This window comes from Klebsiella sp. 18074 (genome assembly GCF_902705905.1).
Lineage (GTDB): Bacteria > Pseudomonadota > Gammaproteobacteria > Enterobacterales > Enterobacteriaceae > Klebsiella > Klebsiella terrigena.
This window is the reverse complement of the sequence record NZ_CACSIS010000046.1, coordinates 1-26,401: the sequence shown is the minus strand read 5'-3', so window position 1 is coordinate 26,401 and position 26,401 is coordinate 1. Positions and strand designations below refer to the sequence as shown.

Annotated in this window: 46 protein-coding genes and 1 pseudogene; 40 read left to right on the top strand and 7 right to left on the bottom strand. The window is 51.5% G+C overall.

Annotated elements, in window-relative coordinates; translation table 11 throughout:
• The 3 genes and pseudogenes from tuf to bfr form a co-directional block, all read left to right on the top strand.
• Nucleotides 1-170, top strand: a pseudogene (tuf, locus tag GVK32_RS27085) (elongation factor Tu); the annotation flags it as partial.
• A 181-nt stretch (nucleotides 171-351) separates the two neighbouring features.
• Nucleotides 352-546: a bacterioferritin-associated ferredoxin gene (bfd, locus tag GVK32_RS27080; protein ID WP_159873787.1), complete on the top strand. Its 195-nt coding sequence runs from the start codon at nucleotides 352-354 to the stop codon at nucleotides 544-546.
• Between the two features lie 73 nt (nucleotides 547-619).
• Complete coding sequence (bfr, locus tag GVK32_RS27075; RefSeq protein WP_041142971.1) at nucleotides 620-1,096, top strand: bacterioferritin; 477 nt, start codon at nucleotides 620-622, stop codon at nucleotides 1,094-1,096.
• Here bfr and GVK32_RS27070 read toward each other — a convergent pair.
• The gene (locus tag GVK32_RS27070; RefSeq protein ID WP_159873786.1) at nucleotides 1,073-1,552 is read right to left on the bottom strand and encodes an A24 family peptidase; all 480 of its coding nucleotides are present in this window, start codon (nucleotides 1,550-1,552) and stop codon (nucleotides 1,073-1,075) included. The genes bfr and GVK32_RS27070 overlap by 24 nt on opposite strands.
• 377 nt (nucleotides 1,553-1,929) lie before the next feature.
• On the opposite strand from GVK32_RS27070, the gene rpsJ reads away from it, so the two are divergent.
• The 31 genes from rpsJ (at nucleotide 1,930) to GVK32_RS26915 (ending at nucleotide 16,758) form a co-directional block, all read left to right on the top strand.
• Nucleotides 1,930-2,241: a 30S ribosomal protein S10 gene (gene rpsJ, locus GVK32_RS27065; protein ID WP_001181005.1), complete on the top strand. Its 312-nt coding sequence runs from the start codon at nucleotides 1,930-1,932 to the stop codon at nucleotides 2,239-2,241.
• A 32-nt stretch (nucleotides 2,242-2,273) separates the two neighbouring features.
• Nucleotides 2,274-2,903, top strand: a complete 630-nt coding sequence (gene rplC / locus GVK32_RS27060) for a 50S ribosomal protein L3 (RefSeq protein ID WP_004868374.1) — start codon at nucleotides 2,274-2,276, stop codon at nucleotides 2,901-2,903.
• Nucleotides 2,904-2,913: 10 nt separating this feature from the next.
• Entirely contained in the window at nucleotides 2,914-3,519 is a 606-nt protein-coding gene (gene rplD, locus GVK32_RS27055) for a 50S ribosomal protein L4 (RefSeq protein ID WP_015960716.1), read from the top strand.
• Nucleotides 3,516-3,818 (top strand): 50S ribosomal protein L23, encoded by a 303-nt coding sequence (gene rplW, locus GVK32_RS27050; RefSeq protein ID WP_004868363.1) that lies wholly within the window; start codon nucleotides 3,516-3,518, stop codon nucleotides 3,816-3,818. The genes rplD and rplW overlap by 4 nt, the downstream gene beginning before the upstream one ends.
• Before the next feature lie 17 nt (nucleotides 3,819-3,835).
• Complete coding sequence (rplB, locus tag GVK32_RS27045; RefSeq protein ID WP_041142969.1) at nucleotides 3,836-4,657, top strand: 50S ribosomal protein L2; 822 nt, start codon at nucleotides 3,836-3,838, stop codon at nucleotides 4,655-4,657.
• A gap of 16 nt (nucleotides 4,658-4,673) precedes the next feature.
• The gene (gene rpsS, locus GVK32_RS27040) at nucleotides 4,674-4,952 is read left to right on the top strand and encodes a 30S ribosomal protein S19 (protein ID WP_001138115.1); all 279 of its coding nucleotides are present in this window, start codon (nucleotides 4,674-4,676) and stop codon (nucleotides 4,950-4,952) included.
• A 14-nt stretch (nucleotides 4,953-4,966) separates the two neighbouring features.
• On the top strand, nucleotides 4,967-5,299 hold the full coding sequence (gene rplV, locus GVK32_RS27035; RefSeq protein ID WP_000448832.1) for a 50S ribosomal protein L22: 333 nt from the start codon (nucleotides 4,967-4,969) through the stop codon (nucleotides 5,297-5,299).
• 17 nt (nucleotides 5,300-5,316) lie between these two features.
• The gene (gene rpsC / locus GVK32_RS27030; protein WP_002919766.1) at nucleotides 5,317-6,015 is read left to right on the top strand and encodes a 30S ribosomal protein S3; all 699 of its coding nucleotides are present in this window, start codon (nucleotides 5,317-5,319) and stop codon (nucleotides 6,013-6,015) included.
• Between the two features lie 12 nt (nucleotides 6,016-6,027).
• Entirely contained in the window at nucleotides 6,028-6,438 is a 411-nt protein-coding gene (rplP, locus tag GVK32_RS27025) for a 50S ribosomal protein L16 (RefSeq protein WP_002919759.1), read from the top strand.
• Nucleotides 6,438-6,629, top strand: coding sequence for a 50S ribosomal protein L29 (gene rpmC, locus GVK32_RS27020; RefSeq protein WP_002919754.1), 192 nt, complete (start codon nucleotides 6,438-6,440; stop codon nucleotides 6,627-6,629). The genes rplP and rpmC overlap by 1 nt, the downstream gene beginning before the upstream one ends.
• Complete coding sequence (gene rpsQ / locus GVK32_RS27015; RefSeq protein ID WP_041142968.1) at nucleotides 6,629-6,883, top strand: 30S ribosomal protein S17; 255 nt, start codon at nucleotides 6,629-6,631, stop codon at nucleotides 6,881-6,883. The genes rpmC and rpsQ overlap by 1 nt, the downstream gene beginning before the upstream one ends.
• 160 nt (nucleotides 6,884-7,043) lie before the next feature.
• Nucleotides 7,044-7,415 (top strand): 50S ribosomal protein L14, encoded by a 372-nt coding sequence (gene rplN / locus GVK32_RS27010; protein ID WP_002919748.1) that lies wholly within the window; start codon nucleotides 7,044-7,046, stop codon nucleotides 7,413-7,415.
• Nucleotides 7,416-7,426: 11 nt separating this feature from the next.
• Nucleotides 7,427-7,741, top strand: coding sequence for a 50S ribosomal protein L24 (rplX, locus tag GVK32_RS27005; protein WP_041142967.1), 315 nt, complete (start codon nucleotides 7,427-7,429; stop codon nucleotides 7,739-7,741).
• 14 nt (nucleotides 7,742-7,755) lie between these two features.
• A complete protein-coding gene (gene rplE / locus GVK32_RS27000; protein WP_041142966.1) occupies nucleotides 7,756-8,295 on the top strand; it encodes a 50S ribosomal protein L5 in 540 nt (179 codons plus the stop codon).
• Between the two features lie 14 nt (nucleotides 8,296-8,309).
• Nucleotides 8,310-8,615, top strand: a complete 306-nt coding sequence (rpsN, locus tag GVK32_RS26995) for a 30S ribosomal protein S14 (protein ID WP_002919667.1) — start codon at nucleotides 8,310-8,312, stop codon at nucleotides 8,613-8,615.
• Between the two features lie 33 nt (nucleotides 8,616-8,648).
• A complete protein-coding gene (gene rpsH / locus GVK32_RS26990; RefSeq protein ID WP_004106343.1) occupies nucleotides 8,649-9,041 on the top strand; it encodes a 30S ribosomal protein S8 in 393 nt (130 codons plus the stop codon).
• A 12-nt stretch (nucleotides 9,042-9,053) separates the two neighbouring features.
• Nucleotides 9,054-9,587, top strand: a complete 534-nt coding sequence (rplF, locus tag GVK32_RS26985; protein ID WP_041142965.1) for a 50S ribosomal protein L6 — start codon at nucleotides 9,054-9,056, stop codon at nucleotides 9,585-9,587.
• Nucleotides 9,588-9,596: 9 nt separating this feature from the next.
• On the top strand, nucleotides 9,597-9,950 hold the full coding sequence (gene rplR / locus GVK32_RS26980; RefSeq protein WP_000358960.1) for a 50S ribosomal protein L18: 354 nt from the start codon (nucleotides 9,597-9,599) through the stop codon (nucleotides 9,948-9,950).
• A 14-nt stretch (nucleotides 9,951-9,964) separates the two neighbouring features.
• Complete coding sequence (rpsE, locus tag GVK32_RS26975; RefSeq protein ID WP_004106339.1) at nucleotides 9,965-10,468, top strand: 30S ribosomal protein S5; 504 nt, start codon at nucleotides 9,965-9,967, stop codon at nucleotides 10,466-10,468.
• A gap of 3 nt (nucleotides 10,469-10,471) precedes the next feature.
• Nucleotides 10,472-10,651: a 50S ribosomal protein L30 gene (gene rpmD, locus GVK32_RS26970; protein WP_001140434.1), complete on the top strand. Its 180-nt coding sequence runs from the start codon at nucleotides 10,472-10,474 to the stop codon at nucleotides 10,649-10,651.
• Nucleotides 10,652-10,654: 3 nt separating this feature from the next.
• On the top strand, nucleotides 10,655-11,089 hold the full coding sequence (gene rplO / locus GVK32_RS26965) for a 50S ribosomal protein L15 (protein ID WP_041142964.1): 435 nt from the start codon (nucleotides 10,655-10,657) through the stop codon (nucleotides 11,087-11,089).
• A gap of 7 nt (nucleotides 11,090-11,096) precedes the next feature.
• Complete coding sequence (gene secY, locus GVK32_RS26960) at nucleotides 11,097-12,428, top strand: preprotein translocase subunit SecY (RefSeq protein ID WP_041142963.1); 1,332 nt, start codon at nucleotides 11,097-11,099, stop codon at nucleotides 12,426-12,428.
• Between the two features lie 31 nt (nucleotides 12,429-12,459).
• Nucleotides 12,460-12,576 carry a 50S ribosomal protein L36 gene (gene rpmJ / locus GVK32_RS26955; protein WP_000868187.1) on the top strand — a complete coding sequence of 39 codons (117 nt, stop codon included), beginning with the start codon at nucleotides 12,460-12,462 and terminating at the stop codon, nucleotides 12,574-12,576.
• 146 nt (nucleotides 12,577-12,722) lie between these two features.
• The gene (rpsM, locus tag GVK32_RS26950; RefSeq protein WP_041142962.1) at nucleotides 12,723-13,079 is read left to right on the top strand and encodes a 30S ribosomal protein S13; all 357 of its coding nucleotides are present in this window, start codon (nucleotides 12,723-12,725) and stop codon (nucleotides 13,077-13,079) included.
• 16 nt (nucleotides 13,080-13,095) lie between these two features.
• Nucleotides 13,096-13,485, top strand: coding sequence for a 30S ribosomal protein S11 (gene rpsK / locus GVK32_RS26945; protein WP_004138423.1), 390 nt, complete (start codon nucleotides 13,096-13,098; stop codon nucleotides 13,483-13,485).
• Between the two features lie 33 nt (nucleotides 13,486-13,518).
• Complete coding sequence (gene rpsD, locus GVK32_RS26940; protein WP_004868345.1) at nucleotides 13,519-14,139, top strand: 30S ribosomal protein S4; 621 nt, start codon at nucleotides 13,519-13,521, stop codon at nucleotides 14,137-14,139.
• A gap of 25 nt (nucleotides 14,140-14,164) precedes the next feature.
• Nucleotides 14,165-15,154, top strand: coding sequence for a DNA-directed RNA polymerase subunit alpha (gene rpoA / locus GVK32_RS26935; RefSeq protein ID WP_002919219.1), 990 nt, complete (start codon nucleotides 14,165-14,167; stop codon nucleotides 15,152-15,154).
• 40 nt (nucleotides 15,155-15,194) lie between these two features.
• The gene (rplQ, locus tag GVK32_RS26930) at nucleotides 15,195-15,581 is read left to right on the top strand and encodes a 50S ribosomal protein L17 (protein WP_002919206.1); all 387 of its coding nucleotides are present in this window, start codon (nucleotides 15,195-15,197) and stop codon (nucleotides 15,579-15,581) included.
• A 107-nt stretch (nucleotides 15,582-15,688) separates the two neighbouring features.
• A complete protein-coding gene (locus tag GVK32_RS26925) occupies nucleotides 15,689-16,057 on the top strand; it encodes a DUF1992 domain-containing protein (protein WP_132512816.1) in 369 nt (122 codons plus the stop codon).
• A 2-nt stretch (nucleotides 16,058-16,059) separates the two neighbouring features.
• Nucleotides 16,060-16,485, top strand: coding sequence for a Zn(2+)-responsive transcriptional regulator (zntR, locus tag GVK32_RS26920; protein ID WP_041142960.1), 426 nt, complete (start codon nucleotides 16,060-16,062; stop codon nucleotides 16,483-16,485).
• 57 nt (nucleotides 16,486-16,542) lie between these two features.
• The gene (locus GVK32_RS26915; RefSeq protein ID WP_041142959.1) at nucleotides 16,543-16,758 is read left to right on the top strand and encodes an alternative ribosome-rescue factor A; all 216 of its coding nucleotides are present in this window, start codon (nucleotides 16,543-16,545) and stop codon (nucleotides 16,756-16,758) included.
• Here the strand turns inward: GVK32_RS26915 and mscL are convergent, their stop codons facing one another.
• The 5 genes from mscL to def all read right to left on the bottom strand — a co-directional run bounded on the left by mscL (nucleotide 16,759) and on the right by def (nucleotide 21,526).
• Nucleotides 16,759-17,172 (bottom strand): large-conductance mechanosensitive channel protein MscL, encoded by a 414-nt coding sequence (mscL, locus tag GVK32_RS26910; RefSeq protein ID WP_159873784.1) that lies wholly within the window; start codon nucleotides 17,170-17,172, stop codon nucleotides 16,759-16,761.
• Nucleotides 17,173-17,316: 144 nt separating this feature from the next.
• Entirely contained in the window at nucleotides 17,317-18,693 is a 1,377-nt protein-coding gene (gene trkA / locus GVK32_RS26905) for a Trk system potassium transporter TrkA (RefSeq protein ID WP_123709760.1), read from the bottom strand.
• A gap of 13 nt (nucleotides 18,694-18,706) precedes the next feature.
• Nucleotides 18,707-20,002: a 16S rRNA (cytosine(967)-C(5))-methyltransferase RsmB gene (gene rsmB, locus GVK32_RS26900; protein ID WP_159873782.1), complete on the bottom strand. Its 1,296-nt coding sequence runs from the start codon at nucleotides 20,000-20,002 to the stop codon at nucleotides 18,707-18,709.
• Nucleotides 20,003-20,054: 52 nt separating this feature from the next.
• Nucleotides 20,055-21,002, bottom strand: coding sequence for a methionyl-tRNA formyltransferase (gene fmt, locus GVK32_RS26895; protein WP_159873780.1), 948 nt, complete (start codon nucleotides 21,000-21,002; stop codon nucleotides 20,055-20,057).
• 14 nt (nucleotides 21,003-21,016) lie between these two features.
• Nucleotides 21,017-21,526 carry a peptide deformylase gene (gene def / locus GVK32_RS26890; protein WP_041142954.1) on the bottom strand — a complete coding sequence of 170 codons (510 nt, stop codon included), beginning with the start codon at nucleotides 21,524-21,526 and terminating at the stop codon, nucleotides 21,017-21,019.
• A gap of 129 nt (nucleotides 21,527-21,655) precedes the next feature.
• On the opposite strand from def, the gene dprA reads away from it, so the two are divergent.
• The 6 genes from dprA to GVK32_RS26860 are packed head-to-tail and all read left to right on the top strand — an operon-like array spanning nucleotide 21,656 to nucleotide 25,447.
• Nucleotides 21,656-22,780, top strand: coding sequence for a DNA-protecting protein DprA (gene dprA / locus GVK32_RS26885; RefSeq protein WP_159873778.1), 1,125 nt, complete (start codon nucleotides 21,656-21,658; stop codon nucleotides 22,778-22,780).
• Nucleotides 22,752-23,225, top strand: a complete 474-nt coding sequence (smg, locus tag GVK32_RS26880) for a DUF494 family protein Smg (RefSeq protein ID WP_041142952.1) — start codon at nucleotides 22,752-22,754, stop codon at nucleotides 23,223-23,225. The genes dprA and smg overlap by 29 nt, the downstream gene beginning before the upstream one ends.
• 26 nt (nucleotides 23,226-23,251) lie before the next feature.
• Nucleotides 23,252-23,806: a type I DNA topoisomerase gene (locus GVK32_RS26875; RefSeq protein WP_071844854.1), complete on the top strand. Its 555-nt coding sequence runs from the start codon at nucleotides 23,252-23,254 to the stop codon at nucleotides 23,804-23,806.
• Nucleotides 23,799-24,371 carry an L-threonylcarbamoyladenylate synthase type 1 TsaC gene (gene tsaC / locus GVK32_RS26870; RefSeq protein ID WP_159873776.1) on the top strand — a complete coding sequence of 191 codons (573 nt, stop codon included), beginning with the start codon at nucleotides 23,799-23,801 and terminating at the stop codon, nucleotides 24,369-24,371. The genes GVK32_RS26875 and tsaC overlap by 8 nt, the downstream gene beginning before the upstream one ends.
• Nucleotides 24,372-24,374: 3 nt before the next feature.
• Entirely contained in the window at nucleotides 24,375-25,193 is an 819-nt protein-coding gene (aroE, locus tag GVK32_RS26865; protein ID WP_159873774.1) for a shikimate dehydrogenase, read from the top strand.
• On the top strand, nucleotides 25,190-25,447 hold the full coding sequence (locus GVK32_RS26860) for a DUF1488 domain-containing protein (RefSeq protein WP_159873772.1): 258 nt from the start codon (nucleotides 25,190-25,192) through the stop codon (nucleotides 25,445-25,447). Before aroE ends, GVK32_RS26860 begins: the two co-directional genes overlap by 4 nt.
• Here the strand turns inward: GVK32_RS26860 and GVK32_RS26855 are convergent.
• On the bottom strand, nucleotides 25,423-25,977 hold the full coding sequence (locus GVK32_RS26855) for a gamma carbonic anhydrase family protein (RefSeq protein ID WP_159873770.1): 555 nt from the start codon (nucleotides 25,975-25,977) through the stop codon (nucleotides 25,423-25,425). The two genes, GVK32_RS26860 and GVK32_RS26855, sit on opposite strands and share 25 nt — an antisense overlap.
• Nucleotides 25,978-26,401: the final 424 nt, after the last annotated feature.

Genomic DNA, 26,401 nt, shown 5'->3' with positions numbered 1-26,401 from the left:
CTGGCACCATCGAACTGCCGGAAGGCGTAGAGATGGTAATGCCGGGCGACAACATCAAAATGGTTGTTACCCTGATCCACCCGATCGCGATGGACGACGGTCTGCGTTTCGCAATCCGTGAAGGCGGCCGTACTGTAGGTGCGGGCGTTGTTGCTAAAGTTCTGAGCTAATCCTTTAGTTCTGAATTAAAAGGGCGCTTCGGCGCCCTTTTTGCTGCCCGTCATTTAGACCCGCTAAGCGCGAGAACGACTAATATAAAAAAATGCCTTATCGGATCGATTATATAGAGAGACTATTGTAATCATAACTATTCTCATTTACACTTTGAGCATAAATTGAACGGGAGTGAATATGTACGTTTGTTTGTGTAATGGTGTAAACGATAAAAAAATTCGTCAGGCCGTGCGTCAATTTCACCCTCAATCTTTTCAGCAGTTGCGTAAGTTTATTCCCGTTGGAAATCAATGTGGTAAATGCGTCCGCGCTGCTCGCGAGATCATGGAAGATGAATTAACTCACATGCCGGAATATAAAGAGATCGCCTGAGATCTCCGGCTTTTCTTTGACATCTATATAGTGCGAACTACGCTTCAATGAGTGGAAGCGGAGGGACTATATAATGAAAGGTGATGTCAAAGTCATAAGTTATCTCAATAAATTATTGGGAAATGAGCTTGTCGCAATAAATCAGTACTTTCTCCATGCCAGGATGTTCAAGAACTGGGGCCTGATGCGCCTCAACGATGTCGAATACCATGAATCCATTGATGAAATGAAGCACGCCGATAAATATATCGAGCGTATTTTGTTTCTTGAAGGACTGCCCAATCTGCAGGATCTTGGCAAGCTGGGTATCGGTGAAGACGTTGAGGAGATGCTGCAGTCCGATTTAAGGCTGGAGCTGGAAGGCGCCAAAGATTTACGCGAGGCTATCGCCTATGCTGACAGCGTCCACGATTATGTCAGCCGCGATATGCTGATTGAAATCCTTGCCGATGAGGAAGGCCACATTGACTGGCTGGAAACCGAGCTGGACCTGATCGGTAAAATTGGCCTGCAAAATTATCTCCAGTCACAGATTAAAGTTGCTGACTAAAAGCGTTTGCCATCCACAGTAAAAACCCGCTGCAGCCAAAAAAGGGCCAAACGGCAGCGGGTTGTTCATAACCCCTCGGCGATTCAAGATAACGACGCGCAGTAGCAGCGTGGCGCAGGCGATGAGCGTCGCCATGAATACCAGCTGCGGCAGCGACTGCCAGCCGTGCCAGGCGCCGAGAGCGGCAAGAAATTTCACATCGCCATAGCCTAACCCCTCATACCCACGAACCCCTCTGTAAACCCAGTAGACTAAAGCAAAGGCCAGATACCCCGCGATAGCACCCCAGACGGCATTTTCCAGGCCCGTCGGCATCAGACAAAGATAAAACAGCAGGCCAAGCCAGAGCAGGGGACAGGTCAAACGGTCGGGAAGCAGCCCATGCCGCAGGTCGTGCCAGCAGAGCGCCAGAGAAAACCCGCAGTAGAAAAGCAGGAAGGGGAGGGTCATGTACATGCGATACCCCGGCGGATGAGTTGTTTACGTCGATTCTGACCGGGCAAGGTGCGAACGGCAAAGTGCGATGGCTGGCTTTACGCGCGGTAATCCACTCTGTTTGCTATTTTTCAGCCGGCAACACCACTTTCTCCAGCAGCCTCGCAAATATAAATGATGATTTTCTACGCAGCCCTTGTGTTGGGTCCGATTTTGCGTATAATGCGCGGGCCTGTCAAAATTGGCAGGCCGGTTCGATATGAACCCTGATAGAGCTTTTAGCTATCAAACAATGTTCCCAATCGGGGAACTATGTAAGAACGGTTACACTCTCCCATCAATCGTAATGGGTATGAGGAGTAACCATTTCGTCTATAAATAATTGGAGCTCTGGTCTCATGCAGAACCAAAGAATCCGTATCCGTCTTAAAGCGTTTGATCATCGTCTGATCGATCAATCAACCGCGGAAATCGTCGAGACTGCTAAGCGCACTGGTGCGCAGGTCCGTGGTCCGATCCCGCTGCCGACCCGCAAAGAGCGCTTTACCGTTCTGATCTCTCCGCACGTCAACAAAGATGCGCGCGATCAGTACGAAATTCGCACTCACAAGCGTCTGGTTGACATCGTTGAGCCAACTGAGAAAACCGTTGATGCTCTGATGCGTCTGGATCTGGCTGCCGGTGTAGACGTGCAGATCAGCCTGGGTTAATCAGGTCATCGAGCGATTGAGAGGTTGAAACAATGATTGGTTTAGTCGGTAAAAAAGTGGGTATGACCCGCATCTTCACTGAAGATGGCGTATCTATCCCAGTAACCGTAATCGAAGTTGAAGCAAACCGTGTTGCACAGGTTAAAGACCTGGCTAACGACGGTTACCGCGCAATTCAGGTTACCACCGGTGCTAAAAAAGCTAACCGTGTAACCAAGCCGGAAGCTGGTCACTTCGCTAAAGCTGGCGTTGAAGCTGGCCGCGGCCTGTGGGAATTCCGTCTTGCCGACGGTGAAGAATTCACCGTAGGTCAGAGCATTAGCGTTGAACTGTTTGCTGACGTTAAAAAAGTTGACGTAACCGGTACCTCTAAAGGTAAAGGTTTTGCTGGTACCGTTAAGCGCTGGAACTTCCGTACCCAGGACGCTACGCACGGTAACTCCTTGTCTCACCGCGTTCCGGGTTCTATCGGTCAGAACCAGACTCCGGGCAAAGTGTTCAAAGGCAAGAAAATGGCAGGTCAGCTGGGCAACGAACGTGTCACTGTTCAGAGCCTGGACGTAGTACGTGTTGACGCTGAGCGCAACCTGCTGCTGGTTAAAGGCGCGGTCCCGGGTGCTACCGGTAGCGACCTGATCGTTAAACCAGCTGTGAAGGCGTAAGGGGATAGCAATGGAATTAGTATTGAAAGACGCGCAGAGCGCGCTGACTGTTTCCGAAACTACCTTCGGTCGTGATTTCAACGAAGCGCTGGTTCACCAGGTTGTAGTTGCTTATGCAGCTGGTGCTCGTCAGGGTACTCGTGCTCAGAAGACTCGTGCTGAAGTAACTGGTTCAGGCAAAAAGCCGTGGCGCCAGAAAGGTACCGGCCGTGCGCGTTCAGGTTCTATTAAGAGCCCGATCTGGCGTTCCGGTGGCGTAACCTTCGCTGCTCGCCCGCAGGACCACAGTCAAAAAGTTAACAAAAAGATGTACCGCGGCGCGCTGAAAAGCATTCTGTCCGAACTGGTACGTCAGGATCGTCTGATCGTTGTCGAGACGTTCTCTGTAGAAGCGCCTAAAACTAAGCTGCTGGCACAGAAACTGAAAGACATGGCTCTGGAAGATGTGCTGATCATCACCGGTGAGCTGGACGAGAACCTGTTCCTGGCTGCGCGCAACCTGCACAAGGTTGACGTACGCGATGCAACTGGTATCGACCCGGTTAGCCTGATCGCCTTCGACAAAGTCGTAATGACTGCTGATGCTGTTAAGCAAGTTGAGGAGATGCTGGCATGATTCGTGAAGAACGTCTGCTGAAGGTGCTGCGTGCACCGCACGTTTCTGAAAAAGCGTCTGCTGCGATGGAAAAAACAAACACCATCGTTCTCAAAGTTGCTAAAGACGCGACTAAAGCAGAAATCAAAGCTGCTGTGCAGAAACTGTTTGAAGTCGAAGTCGAAGTCGTTAACACCCTGGTAGTTAAAGGGAAAGTTAAACGTCACGGACAGCGTATCGGTCGTCGTAGCGACTGGAAAAAAGCTTACGTCACCCTGAAGGAAGGCCAGAATCTGGACTTCGTTGGCGGCGCTGAGTAAGTCGGAGGAGTAATACAATGGCAGTTGTTAAATGTAAACCGACATCTCCGGGTCGTCGCCACGTTGTTAAAGTGGTTAACCCTGAGCTGCACAAGGGCAAACCTTTTGCTCCGTTGCTGGAAAAAAACAGCAAATCCGGTGGTCGTAACAACAATGGCCGTATCACCACCCGTCATATCGGTGGTGGCCACAAGCAGGCTTACCGTATTGTTGACTTCAAACGCAACAAAGATGGTATCCCGGCAGTTGTTGAGCGTCTTGAGTACGATCCGAACCGTTCCGCGAACATCGCGCTGGTTCTGTACAAAGATGGCGAGCGCCGTTACATCCTGGCCCCTAAAGGCCTGAAAGCTGGCGACCAGATTCAGTCTGGCGTTGATGCTGCAATCAAAGCAGGCAACACCCTGCCGATGCGCAATATCCCGGTTGGTTCTACCGTTCATAACGTAGAAATGAAACCAGGTAAAGGCGGTCAGCTGGCACGTTCCGCTGGTACTTACGTTCAGATCGTTGCTCGTGATGGTGCTTATGTCACCCTGCGTCTGCGTTCTGGTGAAATGCGTAAAGTCGAAGCAGACTGCCGCGCTACTCTGGGCGAAGTTGGCAATGCTGAGCATATGCTGCGCGTTCTGGGTAAAGCAGGTGCTGCACGCTGGCGTGGTATTCGTCCTACCGTTCGCGGTACTGCGATGAACCCAGTCGACCACCCACATGGTGGTGGTGAAGGTCGTAACTTTGGTAAGCACCCGGTTTCCCCGTGGGGCCTGCAGACCAAAGGTAAGAAGACCCGCAGCAACAAGCGTACTGATAAATTCATCGTACGTCGCCGTAGCAAATAATTTTAGAGGATAAGCCATGCCACGTTCTCTCAAGAAAGGTCCTTTTATTGACCTGCACTTGCTGAAGAAGGTAGAGAAAGCGGTGGAAAGCGGAGACAAGAAGCCCCTGCGCACTTGGTCCCGTCGTTCAACGATCTTTCCTAACATGATCGGTTTGACCATCGCTGTCCATAATGGTCGTCAGCACGTTCCAGTCTTTGTTTCCGACGAAATGGTTGGTCACAAACTGGGTGAATTCGCACCGACTCGTACTTATCGCGGCCATGCTGCTGATAAAAAAGCGAAGAAGAAATAAGGTAGGAGGAAGAGATGGAAACTTTAGCTCAACATCGCCATGCTCGTTCTTCTGCTCAGAAGGTTCGCCTTGTAGCTGACCTGATTCGCGGTAAGAAAGTGTCGCAGGCCCTGGATATTCTGACCTACACCAACAAGAAAGCTGCTGTACTGGTCAAGAAGGTACTGGAATCTGCCATTGCTAACGCTGAACACAACGATGGCGCTGACATTGACGATCTGAAAGTTACGAAAATTTTCGTAGACGAAGGCCCGAGCATGAAGCGCATTATGCCGCGTGCGAAAGGTCGTGCAGATCGCATCCTGAAGCGCACCAGCCACATCACTGTGGTTGTGTCCGATCGCTGAGACTCTGGAGACTAGCAATGGGTCAGAAAGTACATCCTAATGGTATTCGCCTGGGTATTGTCAAACCATGGAACTCTACCTGGTTCGCGAACACCAAAGAATTCGCTGACAACCTGGACAGCGATTTTAAAGTACGTCAGTTCCTGACTAAGGAACTGGCTAAAGCGTCCGTATCTCGTATCGTTATCGAGCGTCCGGCTAAGAGCATTCGTGTGACTATTCACACCGCTCGCCCGGGCATCGTTATCGGTAAGAAAGGCGAAGACGTAGAAAAACTGCGCAAGGTCGTAGCGGATATCGCTGGCGTTCCTGCACAGATCAACATCGCCGAAGTTCGTAAGCCAGAACTGGACGCTAAATTGGTTGCTGATAGCATCACTTCACAGCTGGAACGTCGCGTTATGTTCCGTCGTGCTATGAAGCGTGCTGTACAGAACGCAATGCGTCTGGGCGCTAAAGGTATCAAAGTTGAAGTTAGCGGCCGTCTGGGCGGCGCGGAAATCGCACGTACCGAATGGTACCGTGAAGGTCGCGTACCGCTGCACACTCTGCGTGCTGACATCGACTACAACACCTCTGAAGCGCACACCACTTACGGTGTAATCGGCGTTAAGGTATGGATCTTCAAAGGCGAGATCCTGGGTGGTATGGCTGCTGTTGAACAACCGGAACCGGCTGCTCAACCTAAAAAGCAGCAGCGTAAAGGCCGTAAATAAGGAGCGTCGCTGATGTTACAACCAAAGCGTACAAAATTCCGTAAAGTGCACAAAGGCCGCAACCGTGGTCTGGCGCAGGGTACGGATGTTAGCTTCGGCACTTTCGGTCTGAAAGCTGTTGGCCGTGGTCGTCTGACTGCACGTCAGATCGAAGCAGCACGTCGTGCTATGACCCGTGCAGTTAAGCGTCAAGGTAAAATCTGGATCCGTGTTTTCCCGGACAAACCGATTACCGAGAAGCCGCTGGAAGTTCGTATGGGTAAAGGTAAAGGTAACGTGGAGTACTGGGTTGCCTTGATTCAGCCGGGTAAAGTCCTGTATGAAATGGACGGTGTTCCGGAAGAGCTGGCCCGTGAAGCCTTCGGCCTGGCAGCAGCGAAACTGCCTATCAAAACCACCTTTGTAACTAAGACGGTGATGTAATGAAAGCAAAAGAGCTGCGTGAAAAAAGCGTTGAAGAGCTGAACGCTGAGCTGCTGAATCTGCTGCGTGAGCAGTTCAACCTGCGCATGCAGGCTGCAAGTGGCCAGCTGCAACAGACTCACCTGCTGAAGCAAGTGCGTCGTGATGTTGCACGCGTTAAGACTTTACTGACTCAGAAGGCGGGTGCGTAATGACCGATAAAATCCGTACTCTGCAAGGTCGTGTAATTAGCAACAAAATGGAGAAATCCATCGTTGTTGCTATCGAACGTGTGGTGAAACACCCGGTATACGGTAAGTTCATCAAGCGTACGACCAAACTGCACGTACATGACGAGAACAACGAATGCGGTATCGGTGACGTGGTCGAAATCCACGAATGCCGTCCGCTGTCCAAGACTAAGTCCTGGACGCTGGTTCGCGTCGTAGAGAAAGCGGTTCTGTAATAGGGCCGTATTCTCAACGGATAAACGGCTCAGCGATGAGCCGTTTATTTTTTCTACCCATATCCGATTTCCGGTGTTATAATGCCGCGCCCTCGATATGGGGATATTTAACGGCTCGATTTTGGGTCTCAGTAGTAGTTGACATTAGCGGAGCACTAAAATGATCCAAGAACAGACTATGCTGAACGTCGCCGACAACTCCGGTGCACGTCGCGTAATGTGTATCAAGGTTCTGGGTGGCTCGCACCGTCGCTACGCAGGCGTAGGCGACATCATCAAGATCACCATCAAGGAAGCAATTCCGCGTGGTAAGGTCAAAAAAGGTGATGTGCTGAAGGCGGTAGTGGTGCGCACCAAGAAGGGTGTTCGTCGCCCGGACGGTTCTGTCATTCGCTTCGATGGTAATGCATGCGTTATTCTCAACAATAACAGCGAGCAGCCCATCGGTACGCGTATTTTTGGGCCGGTAACTCGTGAGCTTCGTACCGAGAAGTTCATGAAAATTATCTCTCTGGCACCAGAAGTACTCTAAAGGAGCGAATCATGGCAGCGAAAATCCGTCGTGATGACGAAGTTATCGTGTTAACCGGTAAAGATAAAGGTAAACGCGGTAAAGTTAAGAATGTCTTGTCTTCCGGCAAGCTCATTGTTGAAGGTATCAACCTGGTTAAGAAACATCAGAAGCCGGTTCCGGCCCTGAACCAACCAGGTGGCATCGTTGAAAAAGAAGCTGCAATTCAGGTTTCTAACGTTGCACTCTTCAATGCGGCAACCGGCAAGGCTGACCGTGTAGGCTTTAGATTCGAAGACGGCAAAAAAGTCCGTTTCTTCAAGTCTAACAGCGAAACTATCAAGTAATTTGGAGTAGTACGATGGCGAAACTGCATGATTACTACAAAGACGAAGTAGTTGGTAAACTCATGACTGAGTTTAACTACAATTCTGTCATGCAAGTCCCTCGGGTCGAGAAGATCACCCTGAACATGGGTGTTGGTGAAGCGATCGCTGACAAGAAACTGCTGGATAACGCAGCAGCGGATCTGACAGCAATCTCCGGTCAAAAGCCGTTGATCACCAAAGCACGCAAATCAGTTGCAGGCTTCAAAATCCGTCAGGGCTATCCGATCGGCTGTAAAGTAACCCTGCGTGGCGAACGCATGTGGGAGTTCTTTGAGCGCCTGATCACTATTGCTGTACCGCGTATCCGTGACTTCCGTGGCCTGTCCGCTAAGTCATTTGATGGTCGTGGTAACTACAGCATGGGTGTCCGTGAGCAGATCATCTTCCCAGAAATCGACTACGATAAAGTCGACCGCGTTCGTGGTTTGGATATTACCATTACCACTACTGCGAAATCTGATGAAGAAGGCCGCGCTCTTCTGGCTGCCTTTGACTTCCCGTTCCGCAAGTAAGGTAGGGTTACTTAATGGCTAAGCAATCAATGAAAGCACGCGAAGTAAAGCGCGTGGCTTTAGCTGATAAATTCTTCGCTAAACGCGCTGAACTGAAAGCTATCATCTCTGATGTGAACGCAACCGACGAAGATCGTTGGAATGCTGTTCTCAAGCTGCAGACTCTGCCGCGTGATTCCAGCCCGTCTCGTCAGCGTAACCGCTGCCGTCAAACAGGTCGTCCGCATGGTTTCCTGCGGAAGTTCGGGTTGAGCCGTATTAAGGTCCGTGAAGCCGCTATGCGCGGTGAAATCCCGGGTCTGAAAAAGGCTAGCTGGTAATTGTCACCAATTGAATCACGGGAGTAAAGACAGATGAGCATGCAAGATCCGATCGCGGATATGCTGACCCGTATCCGTAACGGTCAGGCCGCGAATAAAGCTGCGGTCACCATGCCTTCCTCCAAGCTGAAAGTGGCAATTGCCAACGTGCTGAAGGAAGAAGGCTTTATTGAAGATTTTAAAGTTGAAGGCGACATCAAGCCGGAACTGGAACTGACTCTTAAGTATTTCCAGGGTAAAGCTGTTGTAGAAAGCATTCAGCGTGTCAGCCGCCCAGGTCTGCGCATCTACAAACGTAAAGATGAGCTGCCTAAAGTTATGGCAGGTCTGGGTATCGCAGTTATTTCTACCTCTAAAGGTGTTATGACTGATCGTGCAGCGCGCCAAGCTGGTCTTGGTGGCGAAATTATCTGCTACGTAGCCTAATCGGAGGAAAAAATGTCTCGTGTTGCTAAAGCACCGGTCGTTGTTCCTGCCGGCGTTGACGTAAAAATCAACGGTCAGGTTATTACGATCAAAGGTAAGAATGGCGAGCTGACTCGTACTCTCAACGATGCTGTTGAAGTTAAACATGCAGATAATGCACTGACTTTCGGTCCGCGTGATGGTTTCGCAGACGGTTGGGCTCAGGCTGGTACCGCGCGTGCCCTGCTTAACTCAGTAGTTATCGGTGTTACCGAAGGCTTCACTAAAAAGCTTCAGCTGGTTGGTGTAGGTTATCGTGCAGCGGTTAAAGGGGATGTAGTAAACCTGGCTTTAGGTTTCTCTCATCCTGTTGAACACAAGCTGCCGGCCGGTATCACTGCAGAATGTCCGACTCAAACTGAAATCGTGCTGAAAGGCGCTGATAAGCAGGTGATCGGTCAGGTTGCAGCAGATCTGCGCGCCTACCGTCGTCCTGAGCCTTATAAAGGCAAGGGTGTTCGTTACGCCGACGAAGTCGTGCGTACCAAAGAGGCTAAGAAGAAGTAAGGTAACACTATGGATAAGAAATCTGCTCGTATCCGTCGTGCGACCCGCGCACGCCGCAAGCTCCAGGAGCTGGGTGCAACTCGCCTGGTGGTACATCGTACCCCGCGTCATATTTACGCACAGGTAATTGCACCGAACGGTTCTGAAGTTCTGGTAGCTGCTTCTACTGTAGAAAAAGCTATCGCTGAACAACTGAAGTACACCGGTAACAAAGACGCGGCTGCAGCTGTGGGTAAAGCTGTCGCTGAACGCGCTCTGGAAAAAGGCATCAAAGATGTTTCCTTTGACCGTTCCGGGTTCCAATATCATGGTCGTGTCCAGGCACTGGCAGATGCTGCCCGTGAAGCTGGCCTTCAGTTCTAAGGTAGAGGTGTAAGATGGCTCACATCGAAAAACAAGCTGGCGAACTGCAGGAAAAGCTGATCGCGGTTAACCGCGTATCTAAAACCGTTAAAGGTGGTCGTATTTTCTCCTTCACAGCTCTGACTGTAGTTGGTGACGGTAACGGTCGCGTAGGTTTTGGTTACGGTAAAGCGCGTGAAGTTCCAGCAGCGATCCAGAAAGCGATGGAAAAAGCCCGTCGCAATATGATTAACGTCGCGCTGAACCACGGCACCCTGCAGCACCCGGTTAAAGGTGTTCATACGGGTTCTCGTGTATTCATGCAGCCAGCTTCCGAAGGTACCGGTATCATCGCCGGTGGTGCAATGCGCGCCGTTCTGGAAGTTGCTGGAGTTCATAACGTTCTGGCCAAAGCATATGGTTCCACCAACCCGATTAACGTGGTTCGTGCAACTATTGATGGCCTGGAAAATATGAATTCTCCAGAAATGGTCGCTGCCAAGCGTGGTAAATCCGTTGAAGAAATTCTGGGGAAATAAACCATGGCAAAGACTATTAAAATTACTCAAACCCGCAGTGCAATCGGTCGTCTGCCGAAACACAAGGCAACGCTGCTTGGCCTGGGTCTGCGTCGTATTGGTCACACCGTAGAACGCGAGGATACTCCCGCTGTTCGTGGTATGGTCAACGCGGTTTCCTTTATGGTTAAAGTTGAGGAGTAAGAGATGCGTTTAAATACTCTGTCTCCGGCCGAAGGCTCTAAAAAGGCGGGTAAGCGCCTGGGTCGTGGTATCGGTTCTGGCCTCGGTAAGACCGGTGGTCGTGGTCACAAAGGTCAGAACTCTCGTTCTGGCGGTGGCGTACGTCGCGGTTTCGAGGGCGGTCAGATGCCTCTGTACCGTCGTCTGCCGAAATTCGGCTTCACTTCTCGTAAAGCAATGATCACTGCAGAGATTCGTCTCTCCGATCTGGCTCACGTAGAAGGCGATGTAGTCGACCTGAACACGCTGAAAGCAGCTAACATTATCGGTATTCAGATTGAGTTCGCGAAAGTGATTCTTTCTGGCGAGGTAGCTCGTCCGGTAACTGTTCGTGGCCTGCGCGTGACTAAAGGTGCTCGTGCTGCTATCGAAGCTGCTGGCGGTAAAATTGAGGAATAAGTAGCAGATGGCTAAGCAACCGGGATTAGATTTTCAAAGTGCCAAAGGTGGACTTGGCGAGCTGAAACGCAGACTTTTGTTTGTTATCGGTGCGCTGATTGTATTCCGTATTGGTTCTTTTATTCCGATCCCTGGTATTGATGCCGCTGTACTTGCCAAACTGCTTGAGCAACAGCGAGGCACTATCATTGAAATGTTTAACATGTTCTCTGGTGGTGCCCTCAGCCGTGCTTCTATCTTTGCCTTGGGCATCATGCCGTATATTTCGGCATCGATCATTGTCCAGCTGTTGACGGTTGTTTATCAGCCGTTAGCAGAGATGAAGAAAGAAGGGGAGTCTGGTCGTCGTAAGATCAGCCAGTACACCCGCTACGGTACTCTGGTGCTGGCGATATTCCAGTCGATCGGTATTGCTACCGGTCTACCGAATATGCCTGGTATGCAAGGCCTGGTGATGAATCCGGGCTTTGCATTCTATTTCACCGCTGTTGTAAGTCTGGTCACAGGAACTATGTTCCTGATGTGGCTCGGCGAACAGATTACTGAACGTGGTATCGGAAACGGTATCTCGATCATTATCTTCGCTGGTATCGTTGCGGGTCTCCCGCCGGCCATCGCCCATACTATCGAGCAAGCGCGTCAAGGCGACCTGCACTTCCTCCTGTTGCTATTGGTTGCAGTATTAGTGTTTGCCGTGACCTTCTTTGTTGTATTCGTTGAACGTGGTCAACGCCGCATTGTGGTGAACTACGCGAAGCGTCAACAGGGTCGTCGCGTCTATGCTGCACAGAGCACACATTTGCCGCTGAAAGTGAATATGGCGGGTGTAATCCCTGCAATCTTCGCTTCCAGTATTATTCTGTTCCCTGCGACCATCGCGTCATGGTTCGGGGGCGGTACCGGTTGGAACTGGCTGACAACAATTTCGCTGTATTTGCAGCCTGGGCAACCGCTTTATGTGTTACTCTATGCGTCTGCAATCATATTCTTCTGTTTCTTCTACACGGCTTTGGTTTTCAACCCGCGTGAAACAGCAGATAACCTGAAGAAGTCCGGTGCATTTGTACCAGGAATTCGTCCGGGAGAGCAAACGGCGAAGTATATCGATAAAGTAATGACTCGCCTGACTTTGGTTGGTGCACTGTATATTACCTTTATCTGCCTGATCCCGGAGTTCATGCGTGATGCAATGAAGGTGCCGTTCTACTTCGGTGGAACCTCGCTGCTAATTGTTGTCGTCGTGATTATGGACTTTATGGCTCAAGTGCAAACTCTGATGATGTCGAGTCAGTACGAGTCTGCATTGAAGAAGGCGAACCTGAAAGGCTACGGCCGATAACTGGTCGCCTGAGAAGTTACGGAGAGTAAAAATGAAAGTTCGTGCTTCCGTCAAGAAATTATGCCGTAACTGCAAAATCGTTAAGCGTGATGGTGTCATCCGTGTGATTTGCAGTGCCGAGCCAAAGCATAAACAGCGCCAAGGCTGATTTATTCGCATATTTTTCTTGCAAAGTTGGATTGAGCTGGCTAGATTAGCCAGCCAATCTTTTGTATGTCTGTGCGTTTCCATTTGAGTATCCTGAAAACGGGCTTTTCAGCATGGTGCGTACATATTAAATAGTAGGAGTGCATAGTGGCCCGTATAGCAGGCATTAACATTCCTGATCACAAACATACCGTAATCGCATTGACTGCTATTTTCGGTATCGGCAAGACCCGCTCTAAAGCCATCTGTGCTGACACGGGTATCGCTGAAAATGTTAAGATCAGTGAGCTGTCTGAAGAACAAATTGAAGTTCTGCGTGAAGCAGTAGGTAAATTTGTCGTTGAAGGTGATCTGCGCCGTGAAATCACCCTGAGCATCAAGCGTCTGATGGACCTTGGTTGCTATCGTGGTTTACGCCATCGTCGTGGTCTTCCGGTTCGCGGTCAGCGTACTAAGACCAACGCACGTACCCGTAAGGGTCCGCGTAAACCGATCAAGAAATAATCGGGGTGATTGAATAATGGCAAAGGCACCAGTTCGTGCACGTAAACGTGTAAGAAAACAAGTCTCTGATGGCGTGGCTCATGTCCATGCGTCTTTTAACAACACCATCGTTACCATCACTGATCGTCAGGGTAACGCACTGGGTTGGGCAACAGCCGGTGGTTCCGGTTTCCGTGGTTCGCGTAAATCAACTCCGTTTGCAGCTCAGGTTGCAGCAGAGCGTTGCGCTGAAGCCGTAAAAGAATACGGCATCAAGAATCTGGAAGTTATGGTCAAAGGTCCGGGTCCGGGTCGCGAATCTACTATTCGTGCTCTGAACGCCGCTGGTTTCCGCATCACTAATATTACTGATGTGACTCCGATCCCTCATAACGGTTGTCGTCCGCCGAAAAAACGTCGCGTATAACGCGCTCGTTTCTAGGATTGTTGGAGAAAGAAAATGGCAAGATATTTGGGTCCTAAGCTCAAGCTGAGCCGTCGTGAGGGCACAGACCTGTTCCTTAAGTCTGGCGTTCGCGCGATCGATACCAAGTGTAAAATTGAACAAGCTCCTGGCCAGCACGGTGCGCGTAAACCGCGTCTGTCTGACTATGGTGTGCAGTTGCGTGAAAAGCAAAAAGTTCGCCGTATGTACGGTGTGCTGGAGCGTCAGTTCCGTAACTATTATAAAGAAGCAGCACGTCTGAAAGGCAACACCGGTGAAAACCTGTTGGCTCTGCTGGAAGGTCGTCTGGACAACGTTGTATACCGTATGGGCTTCGGCGCAACTCGTGCTGAATCACGTCAGCTGGTTAGCCATAAAGCTATCATGGTAAACGGTCGTGTTGTTAACATCGCTTCTTATCAGGTTAAAGCGAACGACGTCGTCAGCATTCGTGAGAAAGCGAAAAAGCAATCTCGCGTGAAAGCCGCTCTGGAGCTGGCTGAGCAGCGTGAAAAGCCAACCTGGCTGGAAGTTGATGCTGGCAAGATGGAAGGTACGTTCAAGCGTCAGCCGGAACGTTCTGATCTGTCTGCGGACATTAACGAACACCTGATCGTCGAGCTTTACTCCAAGTAAAGCTTAGTACCAAAGAGAGGACACAATGCAGGGTTCTGTGACAGAGTTTCTAAAACCGCGCCTGGTCGATATCGAGCAAGTGAGTTCGACGCACGCCAAGGTGACCCTTGAGCCTTTAGAGCGTGGCTTTGGCCATACTCTGGGTAACGCACTGCGCCGTATTCTGCTCTCATCGATGCCGGGTTGCGCGGTGACCGAGGTTGAGATTGATGGTGTACTTCATGAGTACAGCACCAAAGAAGGCGTTCAGGAAGATATCCTTGAAATCCTGCTCAACCTGAAAGGGCTGGCGGTGAGAGTTCAGGGTAAAGATGAAGTTATCCTTACTTTGAATAAATCTGGCATTGGCCCTGTGACCGCAGCCGACATCACCCATGATGGTGATGTCGAAATCGTCAAGCCGCAACATGTGATCTGCCACCTGACCGATGAGAACGCTGCTATTAGCATGCGTATCAAAGTTCAGCGCGGTCGTGGTTATGTGCCGGCTTCTGCCCGAATTCATTCGGAAGAAGATGAGCGCCCAATCGGCCGTCTGCTGGTCGACGCATGCTACAGCCCCGTAGAGCGTATTGCCTACAATGTTGAAGCAGCGCGTGTAGAACAGCGTACCGACCTGGACAAGCTGGTCATCGAAATGGAAACCAACGGCACAATCGATCCTGAAGAGGCGATTCGTCGTGCGGCAACCATCCTGGCAGAACAACTTGAAGCTTTCGTTGACTTACGTGATGTACGTCAGCCGGAAGTGAAAGAAGAGAAACCAGAATTCGATCCGATCCTGCTGCGCCCTGTTGACGATCTCGAATTGACTGTCCGCTCTGCTAACTGCCTGAAGGCAGAAGCTATCCACTATATCGGTGATCTGGTACAGCGTACCGAGGTTGAGTTGCTGAAAACGCCGAACCTGGGTAAAAAATCTCTTACTGAGATTAAAGACGTGCTGGCTTCCCGTGGTCTGTCTCTGGGCATGCGCCTGGAAAACTGGCCACCGGCAAGCATTGCTGACGAGTAACCGGATCACAGGTTAAGGTTTTACTGAGAAGGATAAGGTCATGCGCCATCGTAAGAGTGGTCGTCAACTGAACCGCAACAGCAGCCATCGCCAGGCTATGTTCCGTAACATGGCTGGTTCGCTGGTTCGTCATGAAATCATCAAGACGACCCTGCCGAAAGCGAAAGAACTGCGTCGCGTAGTTGAGCCGCTGATTACTCTTGCCAAGACTGATAGCGTAGCTAATCGTCGTCTGGCATTCGCCCGTACTCGTGATAACGAGATCGTGGCAAAACTGTTTAACGAGCTGGGCCCGCGTTTCGCGAGCCGCGCCGGTGGTTACACTCGCATTCTGAAGTGTGGCTTCCGTGCAGGCGACAACGCGCCGATGGCATACATCGAGCTGGTTGATCGTGCTGAGCCGAAAGCAGAAGCTGCTGCAGAGTAATCTGTAGTAACGTAAAAAAACCCGCCTCGGCGGGTTTTTTTATATCCTCCACATCTCTGCTTCATTACACTATCTGTATTCTTTTTGTTCATCCCCGGAGCCGTATGATGTGGTTGCTGGATCAGTGGGCAGAACGCCATATTCTTGACGCACAAAATAAAGGTGATTTCGATAATCTTCCTGGCCGCGGTGAACCGCTGACCCTGGATGACGATCTGCATGTACCACCTGAGCTACGCGTCAGCTACCGTTTACTCAAGAACGCCGGCTGTCTACCTCCCGAACTGGAACATCGTAGAGAAGCCGTTGAGCTGGTTGATTTGCTTAACGTCGTTCGTCAGGATGACCCGCAGCATGCCGAACTGAGCCGCAGGCTTGCTTTGCTCGAGCTAAAGCTACGCCAGGCCGGGCTCAACACAGATTTTCTGCGCGGTGAATATTCTGCCAGGCTGCAAAACAAAATGAGTGAGGAGTAAGTATGTATCGTATCGGTGAGCTCGCGAAGCTGGCGGATGTCACACCCGACACCATTCGCTACTACGAAAAGCAGCAGATGATGGCCCACGATGTTCGTACTGAGGGAGGATTTCGTCTTTATACCGACAATGACCTTCAGCGGCTGCGTTTTATCCGCTACGCGCGGCAGCTGGGCTTCACGCTCGAATCGATCCGCGAGCTGCTGTCGATCCGCATCGATCCTGAACACCATACCTGCCAGGAGTCAAAAGGGATCGTACAGGCGCGCCTGAGCGAAGTTGAATCGCGTATTAAGGAATTACAGACGATGCGCCGATCCTTACAGAGGCTTAACGATGCATGCTGCGGTAGCGCTCACAGCAGCGTCTACTGCTCCATTCTAGAAGCGCTCGAGCAGGGGGCCAGCAGCGGTAATGCAGGACGTTGATTTTTTGCGTGCGGAGATCTACACTCGCGTCGATCTCATTCACTATCAGGAGTTACTATGAGTCGCTATCAGCACACCAAGGGGCAAATAAAAGATAATGCCATCGAGGCACTGCTTCATGACCCGCTATTCAGGCAACGCGTTGAGAAAAACAAGAAAGGGAAAGGAAGCTATCAGAGAAAAGAAAAATATGCAGTACGGGGGGACCGGGAGGCCAGTGGCAAGAAAGTGAATCACTTTTTTACCACTGGCTTTCTGCTTTCTGTAGCCTGATTACGAGCGGTTGTTCTGCTCTTTTAACAGGTCACGAATTTCACTCAGCAGCACTTCTTCTTTAGTCGGTGCCGGCGGAGCAGCAGGGGCCTCTTCTTTTTTACGGTTCAGATTATTCATCAGTTTAATTGCCATAAAGATGGCAAACGCTACGATAACGAAGTCAAAAATGTTCTGAATAAACACGCCATAATGCATTACAACGGCCGGGATATCTCCCTGAGCATCGCGCAGCGTGACGGCAAAAGATTTAAAATCGATCCCACCAATAAGTAAGCCAAGCGGCGGCATAATAATATCGGCAACCAGCGACGATACAATTTTACCGAACGCTGCACCAATGATGACACCCACTGCCAGATCGACCACATTCCCGCGCATCGCGAAGTCGCGAAACTCTTTTAAAATACTCATTTCATTCTCCTTGAACCAGCTGACAGAGATAAGTTTATCAAATGTATTTCCATTTTCCATTATTGTTGAATAATTGCATAAAAATATTATCCATTGATAAATAAAGGTTAATGGATACGGGCGCGATACCGGCGCCCAAATAAATTACAGGAAGAAAGGACTTGGCTGGAACAGCCGTTCGACATCGGAGATAAATTTTTTGTCAGTCAGAAACATAATTACGTGATCGCCCTGCTCAATACGTAAATTATTATTGGCGATCATCACGTCATTTCCGCGAACCACGGCGCCAATGATCGTCCCCGGGGGAAGCTTGATCTCATCGATCGCACGACCCACGACGCGTGAGGTGCTTTCATCCCCGTGGGCGACGGCTTCGATCGCTTCAGCTACGCCGCGGCGCAGTGAAGAGACGCCCACGATATCGGCTTTACGGACATGGCTGAGCAGCGCTGAAATGGTCGCCTGCTGCGGGGAGATAGCGATATCGATAACGCTGCCCTGAACCAGATCGACGTAGGCTTTTCGCTGAATAAGCACCATGACCTTTTTGGCGCCCATCCGCTTGGCCAGCATTGCGGACATGATGTTGGCTTCGTCATCATTGGTAACGGCAATGAAGAGGTCGACTTGATCAATATGCTCTTCTGCGAGGAGCTCCTGATCCGAGGCATCACCATAAAAGACGATGGTGTTTTGGAGCTTTTCCGCCAGCTCGGCGGCGCGCTGCTGATCGCGTTCAATTAACTTGACGCTATAGTCTTTTTCCAGCCGATGGGCCAGACCCGCACCGATATTTCCGCCGCCAACCAGCATGATGCGCTTGTAGGGTTTCTCCAGGCGCTGGAGCTCGCTCATCACGGCACGAATATGCTGGGATGCGGCAATAAAGAATACTTCATCGCCGGCCTCAACAATGGTAGAACCCTGGGGGCGAATAGGGCGATCGTGGCGGAAAATAGCCGCTACACGTGTGTCGATATGCGGCATGTGTTCACGCATTGTCGAGAGAGCGTTGCCTACCAACGGACCACCGTAGTAGGCTTTAACAACCGCCAGACTGACTTTCCCTTCGGCAAAGTTTACGACCTGCAGCGCGCCCGGATACTCAATCAGGCGATAAATATTGTCGATAACAAGCTGTTCCGGCGCGATCAAATGGTCAATCGGCACGGCTTCAGAGTGGAAAAGCTTATCGGCGTCACGCACGTAGTCCGGAGAACGAATACGGGCAATGCGATTAGGGGTATTAAACAGGGAATAGGCGACCTGGCAGGCCACCATATTGGTTTCATCAGAGCTGGTGACGGCAACCAGCATGTCGGCATCATCCGCTCCGGCTTCGCGCAGTACGCGCGGATGAGAGCCATGCCCCTGAACAACACGCAGGTCAAACTTATCCTGCAGACTGCGCAGGCGGTCACCGTTGGTATCAACCAGGGTAATATCGTTGTTCTCTCCGACGAGGTTTTCCGCGAGAGTTCCGCCAACCTGTCCGGCGCCCAGAATAATAATCTTCATCAGCAGTGATCCATTATTTCCGATGTTTGATCAGCTTAGCGTAAAAGAACCCGTCACCCTCTTCCGCTCCGGGCAGATTTTGCTGTCCTGGCTGCTCAGGTGTCCCGGTAATGCTAAGTTCTGCATCAGGCGTGCGTGCCAGGAATGCCGCAATTTGCTGGCTATTTTCTTCCGGCAGAATTGAGCAGGTCGCATAGACCAGGGTGCCGCCGGGTTTTAAATGCCCCCAGATGGCGTCAAGAATCTCAGCCTGAAGCTGCGCCAGCTCCGCGATATCACGGTCACGACGCAGCCATTTAATATCCGGATGACGGCGAATGACGCCAGTTGCCGAGCAGGGCGCATCGAGCAGAATACGATCGAATTTTTCATCATCGCACCACTGCGCTGGATATCGACCATCACCCTGTTTTACCTGGGCTTTCATTCCCAGACGCTTCAGGTTGTCATAGACACGGGACAGCCGTTGCTCATCGATGTCGACAGCCATTACGCTGGCCTGCGGGGCGACTTCCAGGATATGGGTTGTTTTACCGCCAGGCGCGGCGCAAAGGTCGAGGACCTTTTCGCCATTTTCCGGGGCCAGGTAACGCATACAGCCTTGGGCGGAAGCATCCTGAACGGTGACCCAGCCTTGCTCAAAGCCGGGCAAGGCCTGTACAGGCGCCGGCGTCGCCAGACGAACGGCGTCCGGATAGTCGGGGTGAGGAAACCCCTGCATGCCTGCCTCTTCAAGGAGCGCCAGCCATTCATCGCGTGAGTGGTGATTGCGATTAACGCGTAGCCACATCGGCGGACGCTGGTTGTTGGCATCCGCAATGGCCTGCCACTGCTGTGGCCAGGCCTTTTGAATACGTTTGATTAACCATGCGGGATGCAGGAAGCGGCTCTCGCTTTCGGCGAATTCGCCAAGCAATTCTTCCTGCTGACGCTGGAACTGGCGCAGTACGCCGTTGATCAGTCCTTTGAGCTGCGGGCGTTTAATGGCTACTGCGCCCTCAACCGTTTCTGCCAGCGCCGCATGGGCGGGAATACGGGTGTGCAGCAGTTGATAAAAGCCGACCATAATTAAATAGTGAACGGTGCGCTGTTTTCCCGTCATCGGGCGAGCCATCAGCTTATTGATCAGCCATTCCATCTGACTGAGGGTGCGCAGGACGCCAAAGCACAGCTCCTGCAGCAGCGCTTTATCTTTTTCACCGACTTTCTGCTGCAAAGGCGGCAGCACGTTGCTTAACGACTGGCCCTTCTCGACAACCTGTTCAACGGCTTGAGCCGCCAGACTACGTAAATTAAGATTTTTTTTCATAACCGTAAAAATAAAAAGGCCCGGTAGATCCGGGCTTTAGAAGTGACTACCGTCAGGAAAGACGGTTACCTGGGATAAACCACTCCCGGCGAGAATTTAGTAAATCCTGGGCGCTCATCGCTTTTTTACCTGCCGGCTGCAGGGATTCCAGATTCAGAATGCCATTGCCGGTTGCCACCTGAATACCCTGCTTGCTGGCAGCCACAATGGTACCAGGCTCAGCGGTACTGGCTTCGGCAATAGCCGACGCCTGCCAAACCTTCACCGGCTGTGCGTCAATTTCCAGCCAGCTCATCGGCCACGGATTGAAAGCGCGGATGCAGCGTTCGAGCTGTTCGGCTGAAAGCGACCAGTCGATACGGGCTTCTTCTTTACTGAGCTTCTCAGCGTAGGTGGCTAAGGCTTCATCCTGGACTTCAGGTTGAGTGGCCGCGTTAGCTAACTGGGTCAGCGTGTTCAGCAGCCCCTGTGGGCCGAGGTTTGCAAGCTTGTCATACAGGCTGGCACTGGTATCTTCTGCGGTTATCGGACAGGATAGCTTATACAGCATATCGCCGGTATCGAGACCGACGTCCATCTGCATAATCGTTATGCCTGTTTCCGTATCGCCGGCCCATAATGAGCGCTGAATAGGGGCGGCACCGCGCCAGCGAGGTAGCAGAGAACCGTGGACGTTAATACAGCCAAGGCGCGGCATATCCAGAACCGCTTTGGGCAGAATCAGTCCGTAGGCGACAACCACCATAACATCGGCATTAAGCGAGGAGACCAGCTCCTGGTTTTCCTGTGGACGCAGGGATGCGGGCTGGAATACCGGCAAATTATTGGCTTCAGCCAGAACTTTTACCGGGCTCGGCATAAGCTTTTTACCGCGGCCAGCGGGGCGATCGGGCTGAGTAAAAACGCCGACGATCTGGTGCTCAGACGACAACAGCGCGTCAAGATGACGCGCTGCAAAATCGGGTGTACCTGCAAAAATAATACGTAGTGATTGTGACACGTTAATCCTTGTCCTCAGGCACGCGTACGCAAACGATCCAGTTTTTCAACTTTCTGACGAATGCGCTGTTGTTTGAGCGGCGACAGATAATCGATGAACAGTTTGCCTACCAGATGATCCATTTCATGCTGAATACAGATAGCCAGCAGGCCGTCAGCATCCAGTTCGAACGGCTTGCCTTCACGATCCAGAGCACGGATTTTCACGGTTTCGGCACGTGGTACCAGCGCACGCTGTTCCGGAATGGACAGGCAGCCTTCTTCAATACCGGTTTCACCGTCTTTTTCCAGCAGCTCAGGGTTAATTAACACCAGCTGGCCTTCACGGTTCTCCGACACATCAATAACAATAATGCGCTGATGGATATCAACCTGCGTTGCCGCCAGGCCAATACCCTCTTCCGCGTACATCGTCTCGAACATATCATCGACGATACGCTGAATTTCTGCATTGACTTCTTTCACCGGCTCGGCGACTTTGCGAAGGCGCTCGTCCGGAATATGTAACACTTGCAAAACTGCCATAAAGATCCAGAGTCGTATTCAGGAGTTGATAAGATTATTACCTCTATTCTAGACAAAACCCCTTCTAATTGACAGTCTCACTGTCCAATCGCAAGGATTGTTAAAGCCGCTTATGGCAGGGGAGTATGGATGGCGCCCGCAGAGATTTGGCTCCGCCTGATGAGGGTAAACGGCCTGTATGGTGAGACGATGATGACCGTCGCTCGCCGGATAGGCACCGCGGCCGGGCTTGATAGTGAAGTTTTACGTCTCTGCGGCCTGAGCGTGGCGCAGGCGAGGCAATTTTTGACCTTTAGCCAGCGGGATATCGACGCCGCTCTGGAATGGCTGGAACAGCCAGAACACCATCTGCTCTCGGCTGACAGTCCTCTCTATCCACCGCAGCTGCGCGCAACCGCTGATTATCCCGGAGCGCTTTTGGTTAAAGGTGACCTCGCTATTTTGCAGAGCCGGCAGCTAGCGGTTGTCGGTAGCCGCGCGCACTCCTGGTACGGCGAACGCTGGGGGAGAGTGTTCTGCGAAGCCCTGGCACGCTATGGCATCACGATTACCAGCGGCCTGGCGATTGGTATAGACGGCGTTGCCCATCGCGGCGCGCTTGCCGCGAATGGAAAAAGCGTTGCGGTGCTCGGGAATGGGTTAGGGGATATTTACCCGCGTCGGCACGCCGCTTTAGCAAGGCAGATTGTCGATAGCGGAGGGGCGCTGCTTTCTGAGTTTCCTCTCGCCACACCGCCATTACCTGGGAATTTCCCTCGCCGTAACCGGATTATCAGCGGCTTAAGTATTGGGGTATTGGTTGTGGAGGCCGCATTGAGAAGCGGCTCGTTGGTTACCGTCCGCTGTGCACTTGAACAGGGAAGGGAGGTTTTTGCGCTGCCCGGGCCGATAGGCAGCCCAGGCTCAGAGGGCCCGCATTGGCTCATCAAGCAAGGCGCAGTCCCCGTTACGGCGCCCGAGGATATCGTCGAATACTGGCAGCATGAGCTGCTATGGCTGCGCGAGACGCCGTACGACATAAATAATTGCACGGATCGGCCACCCGTAGCATTGCCATTTCCTGAGCTCCTGGCTAACGTAGGAGATGAGGTAACACCTGTTGACGTTGTCGCTGAACGTGCCGGCCAATCTGTACCAGTGACCGTAGCTCAGCTACTTGAACTGGAGTTAGCAGGCTGGATCGCAGCTGTACCCGGCGGCTATGTCCGATTAAGGAGGGCAAGCCATGTTCGACGTACTCATGTATTTGTTTGAGACTTACATCCATAACGAAGCAGAAATGCGCGTAGACCAGGATAAGCTGACCCGGGATCTCACCGACGCCGGTTTTGAACGGGAAGATATTTATAACGCGCTGATGTGGCTCGAGAAACTGGCTGACTATCAGGAAGGTCTTGTCGCGCCCATGCAGCTGGCTTCTGACCCACTCTCTTTACGGATTTACACCGAAGAAGAGTGTCAGCGTCTGGATGCTAGTTGCCGAGGATTCTTATTATTCCTCGAGCAAATTCAGGTGTTGAACCTCGAAACGCGAGAAATGGTAATAGAACGCGTTCTGGCGCTGGATACGGCAGAGTTCGAACTGGAAGACCTTAAATGGGTGATCCTGATGGTGCTGTTTAATATTCCGGGTTGTGAAAACGCCTACCAGCAGATGGAAGAATTACTCTTCGAAGTAAATGAAGGTATGCTGCATTAATCTTTTTGCAGCAACGTCGAGTATTTATGACCAAATCAGCACTGTTTCAGGTGCGTAAAAATGAGCCCTGTCCACAGTGCGGGGCTGAACTGGTAATCCGCTCCGGGAAGCATGGACCGTTTCTTGGCTGTTCGCACTATCCGGACTGTAACTACGTCCGTCCCCTGAAAAGTCAGGCGGACGGACATATCGTTAAAGTGCTGGAGGGGCAGGAGTGTCCATCCTGCGGCGCCGTGATGGTGCTGCGTCAGGGACGCTTCGGTATGTTTATTGGTTGCAGCAGCTATCCGCAATGCCAGCATACTGAACTTATTGATAAGCCTGATGAGACGGCTATCGCGTGTCCGCAGTGTGGCCAGGGACATTTGGTCCAGCGTCGCTCTCGTTTTGGCAAAACTTTTCACTCCTGCGATCGTTACCCCGATTGCCAGTTCGTCATTAACTTCAAACCGATAGCGGGCGAGTGTCCTGAATGCCACTATCCGCTATTAATCGAAAAGAAAACGGCGCAGGGCGTTAAATGCTTTTGTGCCAGTAAACAATGTGGAAAGCCGATATCGGCGGAACAAATCAGTGAATAATAACCTGCAATCAGAAACCGTCGCCCATGCAGTGGCAGTTCTGAATAACGAACACGTCATCGCCTATCCCACAGAAGCCGTTTTTGGCGTTGGCTGCGATCCCGACAGCGAAACGGCCGTCATGCGCCTGCTGGACCTCAAGCAGCGGCCGGTCGAGAAAGGCCTGATTCTTATCGCCGCCCGCTTTGAACAGTTACTTCCTTATATAGATGACTCTCAGCTTAGTGAGGCGCAACTGGCGGCAATTTTTAGCTGCTGGCCAGGACCGGTGACATTCGTCTTCCCGGCGCGTAAAACAACTCCGTGCTGGTTGACCGGACGTTTTGACTCGCTGGCGGTACGCGTTACCGATCACCCGCTGGTGGTTGAGCTATGCGAGGCCTATGGAAAACCGCTGGTCTCGACCAGTGCGAATTTATCCGGCCAGCCTCCCTGTCGCACCACGGCTGAAGTTCACGCCCAGTTTGGTGCCGATTTTCCGGTGGTGAATGGGTTAACCGGCGGTCGTCAGAATCCGTCTGAAATTCGCGACGCCCTGACGGGCGAACTCTTCCGCCAGGGGTAAGTGATGGAAAGCTACGTAGTCTTTGGAAATCCTATCGCTCACAGCAAATCGCCCGCTATCCATCAGCTTTTTGCGCAGCAGCTGCAGATTGCACATCCGTACGGACGTATTCTGGCGCCACGAGATGAATTTATCCGTACCCTGAATGCTTTCTTTAATGAAGGGGGGCGAGGCGCCAACGTTACCGTTCCGTTTAAAGAGGAAGCGTTCGCTCGCGCCGACGAGCTCACCGAGCGAGCGGCGCTGGCCGGGGCCGTGAATACCCTGAAACGTCTGGAAGATGGCCGTTTGCTGGGGGATAACACCGATGGCATTGGGCTATTGAGCGATCTGGAGCGGCTCGGTTTTATTAAACCTGGCTTTCGTGTCCTGCTTATCGGGGCAGGAGGAGCATCGCGCGGCGTGCTGTTACCGCTTCTGTCCCTCGATTGCGCCGTGACGATTGTCAACCGCACCAGCTCCCGCGCGCATGAACTGGCGGCGCTCTTTTCTCATACCGGCAGTATTCGTGCGCTGGAAATGGATGCACTGGCTGAACATGAGTTTGATCTCATCATTAATGCGACCTCCAGCGGTATTGGCGGTGAGGTCCCGGCGATACCCGCTGCGTTAATTAATACGCACGTCCATTGCTACGACATGTTTTATCAGCAGGGCAATACGCCGTTTCTGACCTGGTGCCAGCAGCATGGTGCAAAAAAGTGTGCTGACGGTTTAGGTATGCTGGTGGCTCAGGCCGCCCATGCCGTATTACTCTGGCATGGCGTACTGCCAGACATTACTCCGGTGATTCAAATCTTGCATAAGGAATTGAATCCGTGAATCAGGCGATTCAGTTTCCTGATAGGGAGGAGTGGGATACTGAAAAACAGTGCATTACATTCCCCGCGTTGGTTCATGGTATGCAGCTAACCTGCGCAATGGGAAGCGTAACGCTAGAAAAACGCTTTGGTGGAAAAGAGCCAGCGCAGTGGCTGGCTACATTTCGCGAACATCGCTGGGATCTGGAAGAAGAAGCGGATGAGATGATCCGTGACCAGCAGGAAGACGATCAGGGCTGGGTTTGGTTTTCCTGATCCAGGTAATCGTTCTTCCATTTCACGTAGTTGTTTGCTGAATAGATCAGTCCCGCTATTTCCGCCTCCGTCAGGGGGCGGATTTGTTTTACCGGGTTGCCAAAGTAAAGATAGCCGCCTGCCAGCCGCTTATTCTGCGGTACCAGGCTACCGGCACCAATCATGATGTCATCCTCTATTACTACACCATCCAGCAGAATTGAACCCATCCCCACCAGTACCCGATTACCGATAGTGCAGCCGTGCAGCATGACTTTATGGCCGATGGTGACATCTTCCCCAACGATCAGGGGATTACCCTGCGGGTTATAGGAGGATTTATGGGTGACATGCAGCACGCTACCGTCCTGGATATTGGTGCGAGGGCCGATTTGCACATAGTTAACGTCTCCGCGAATGGCAACCAGTGGCCAGATGCTGACATCATCAGCCATCCTGACATCGCCGATCGCTACGCTGGTGGCATCGATCATCACGCGCAGGCCTGTTTGTGGGAATAAATCTTTATAGGGACGTAAATTTGCGGACATGCTTACCTCGATAATTCAGGGTTGTGCGAAGACTTTGGTGGCTTTCTCCGCCGCCTGCAACCCTTTATTGTGGTAAAAACTGAGCAGATCGAACAATAACGCTGCGAAAAGGGCGAAAAAGCATCATCCGGAAAAAAAGATCGATAAAAGACTTGTGCAATAAAATGGGATCCCTATAATGCGCCTCCATCGACACGGCGGATGTGAATCACTTCACACCAACTAGCCGGTTCGGTTGAAGAGAAAAAATCCTGAATTAAAGGGTTGACTCTGAAAGAGGAAAGCGTAATATACGCCACCTCGCAACGGTGAGCGAAAGCCGCGTTGCACTGCTCTTTAATAATTTATCAGACAATCTGTGTGGGCACTCAAAGTGACATGGATTCTTAACGTCCTCGGACGAAAAATGAATACCAAGTCTCTG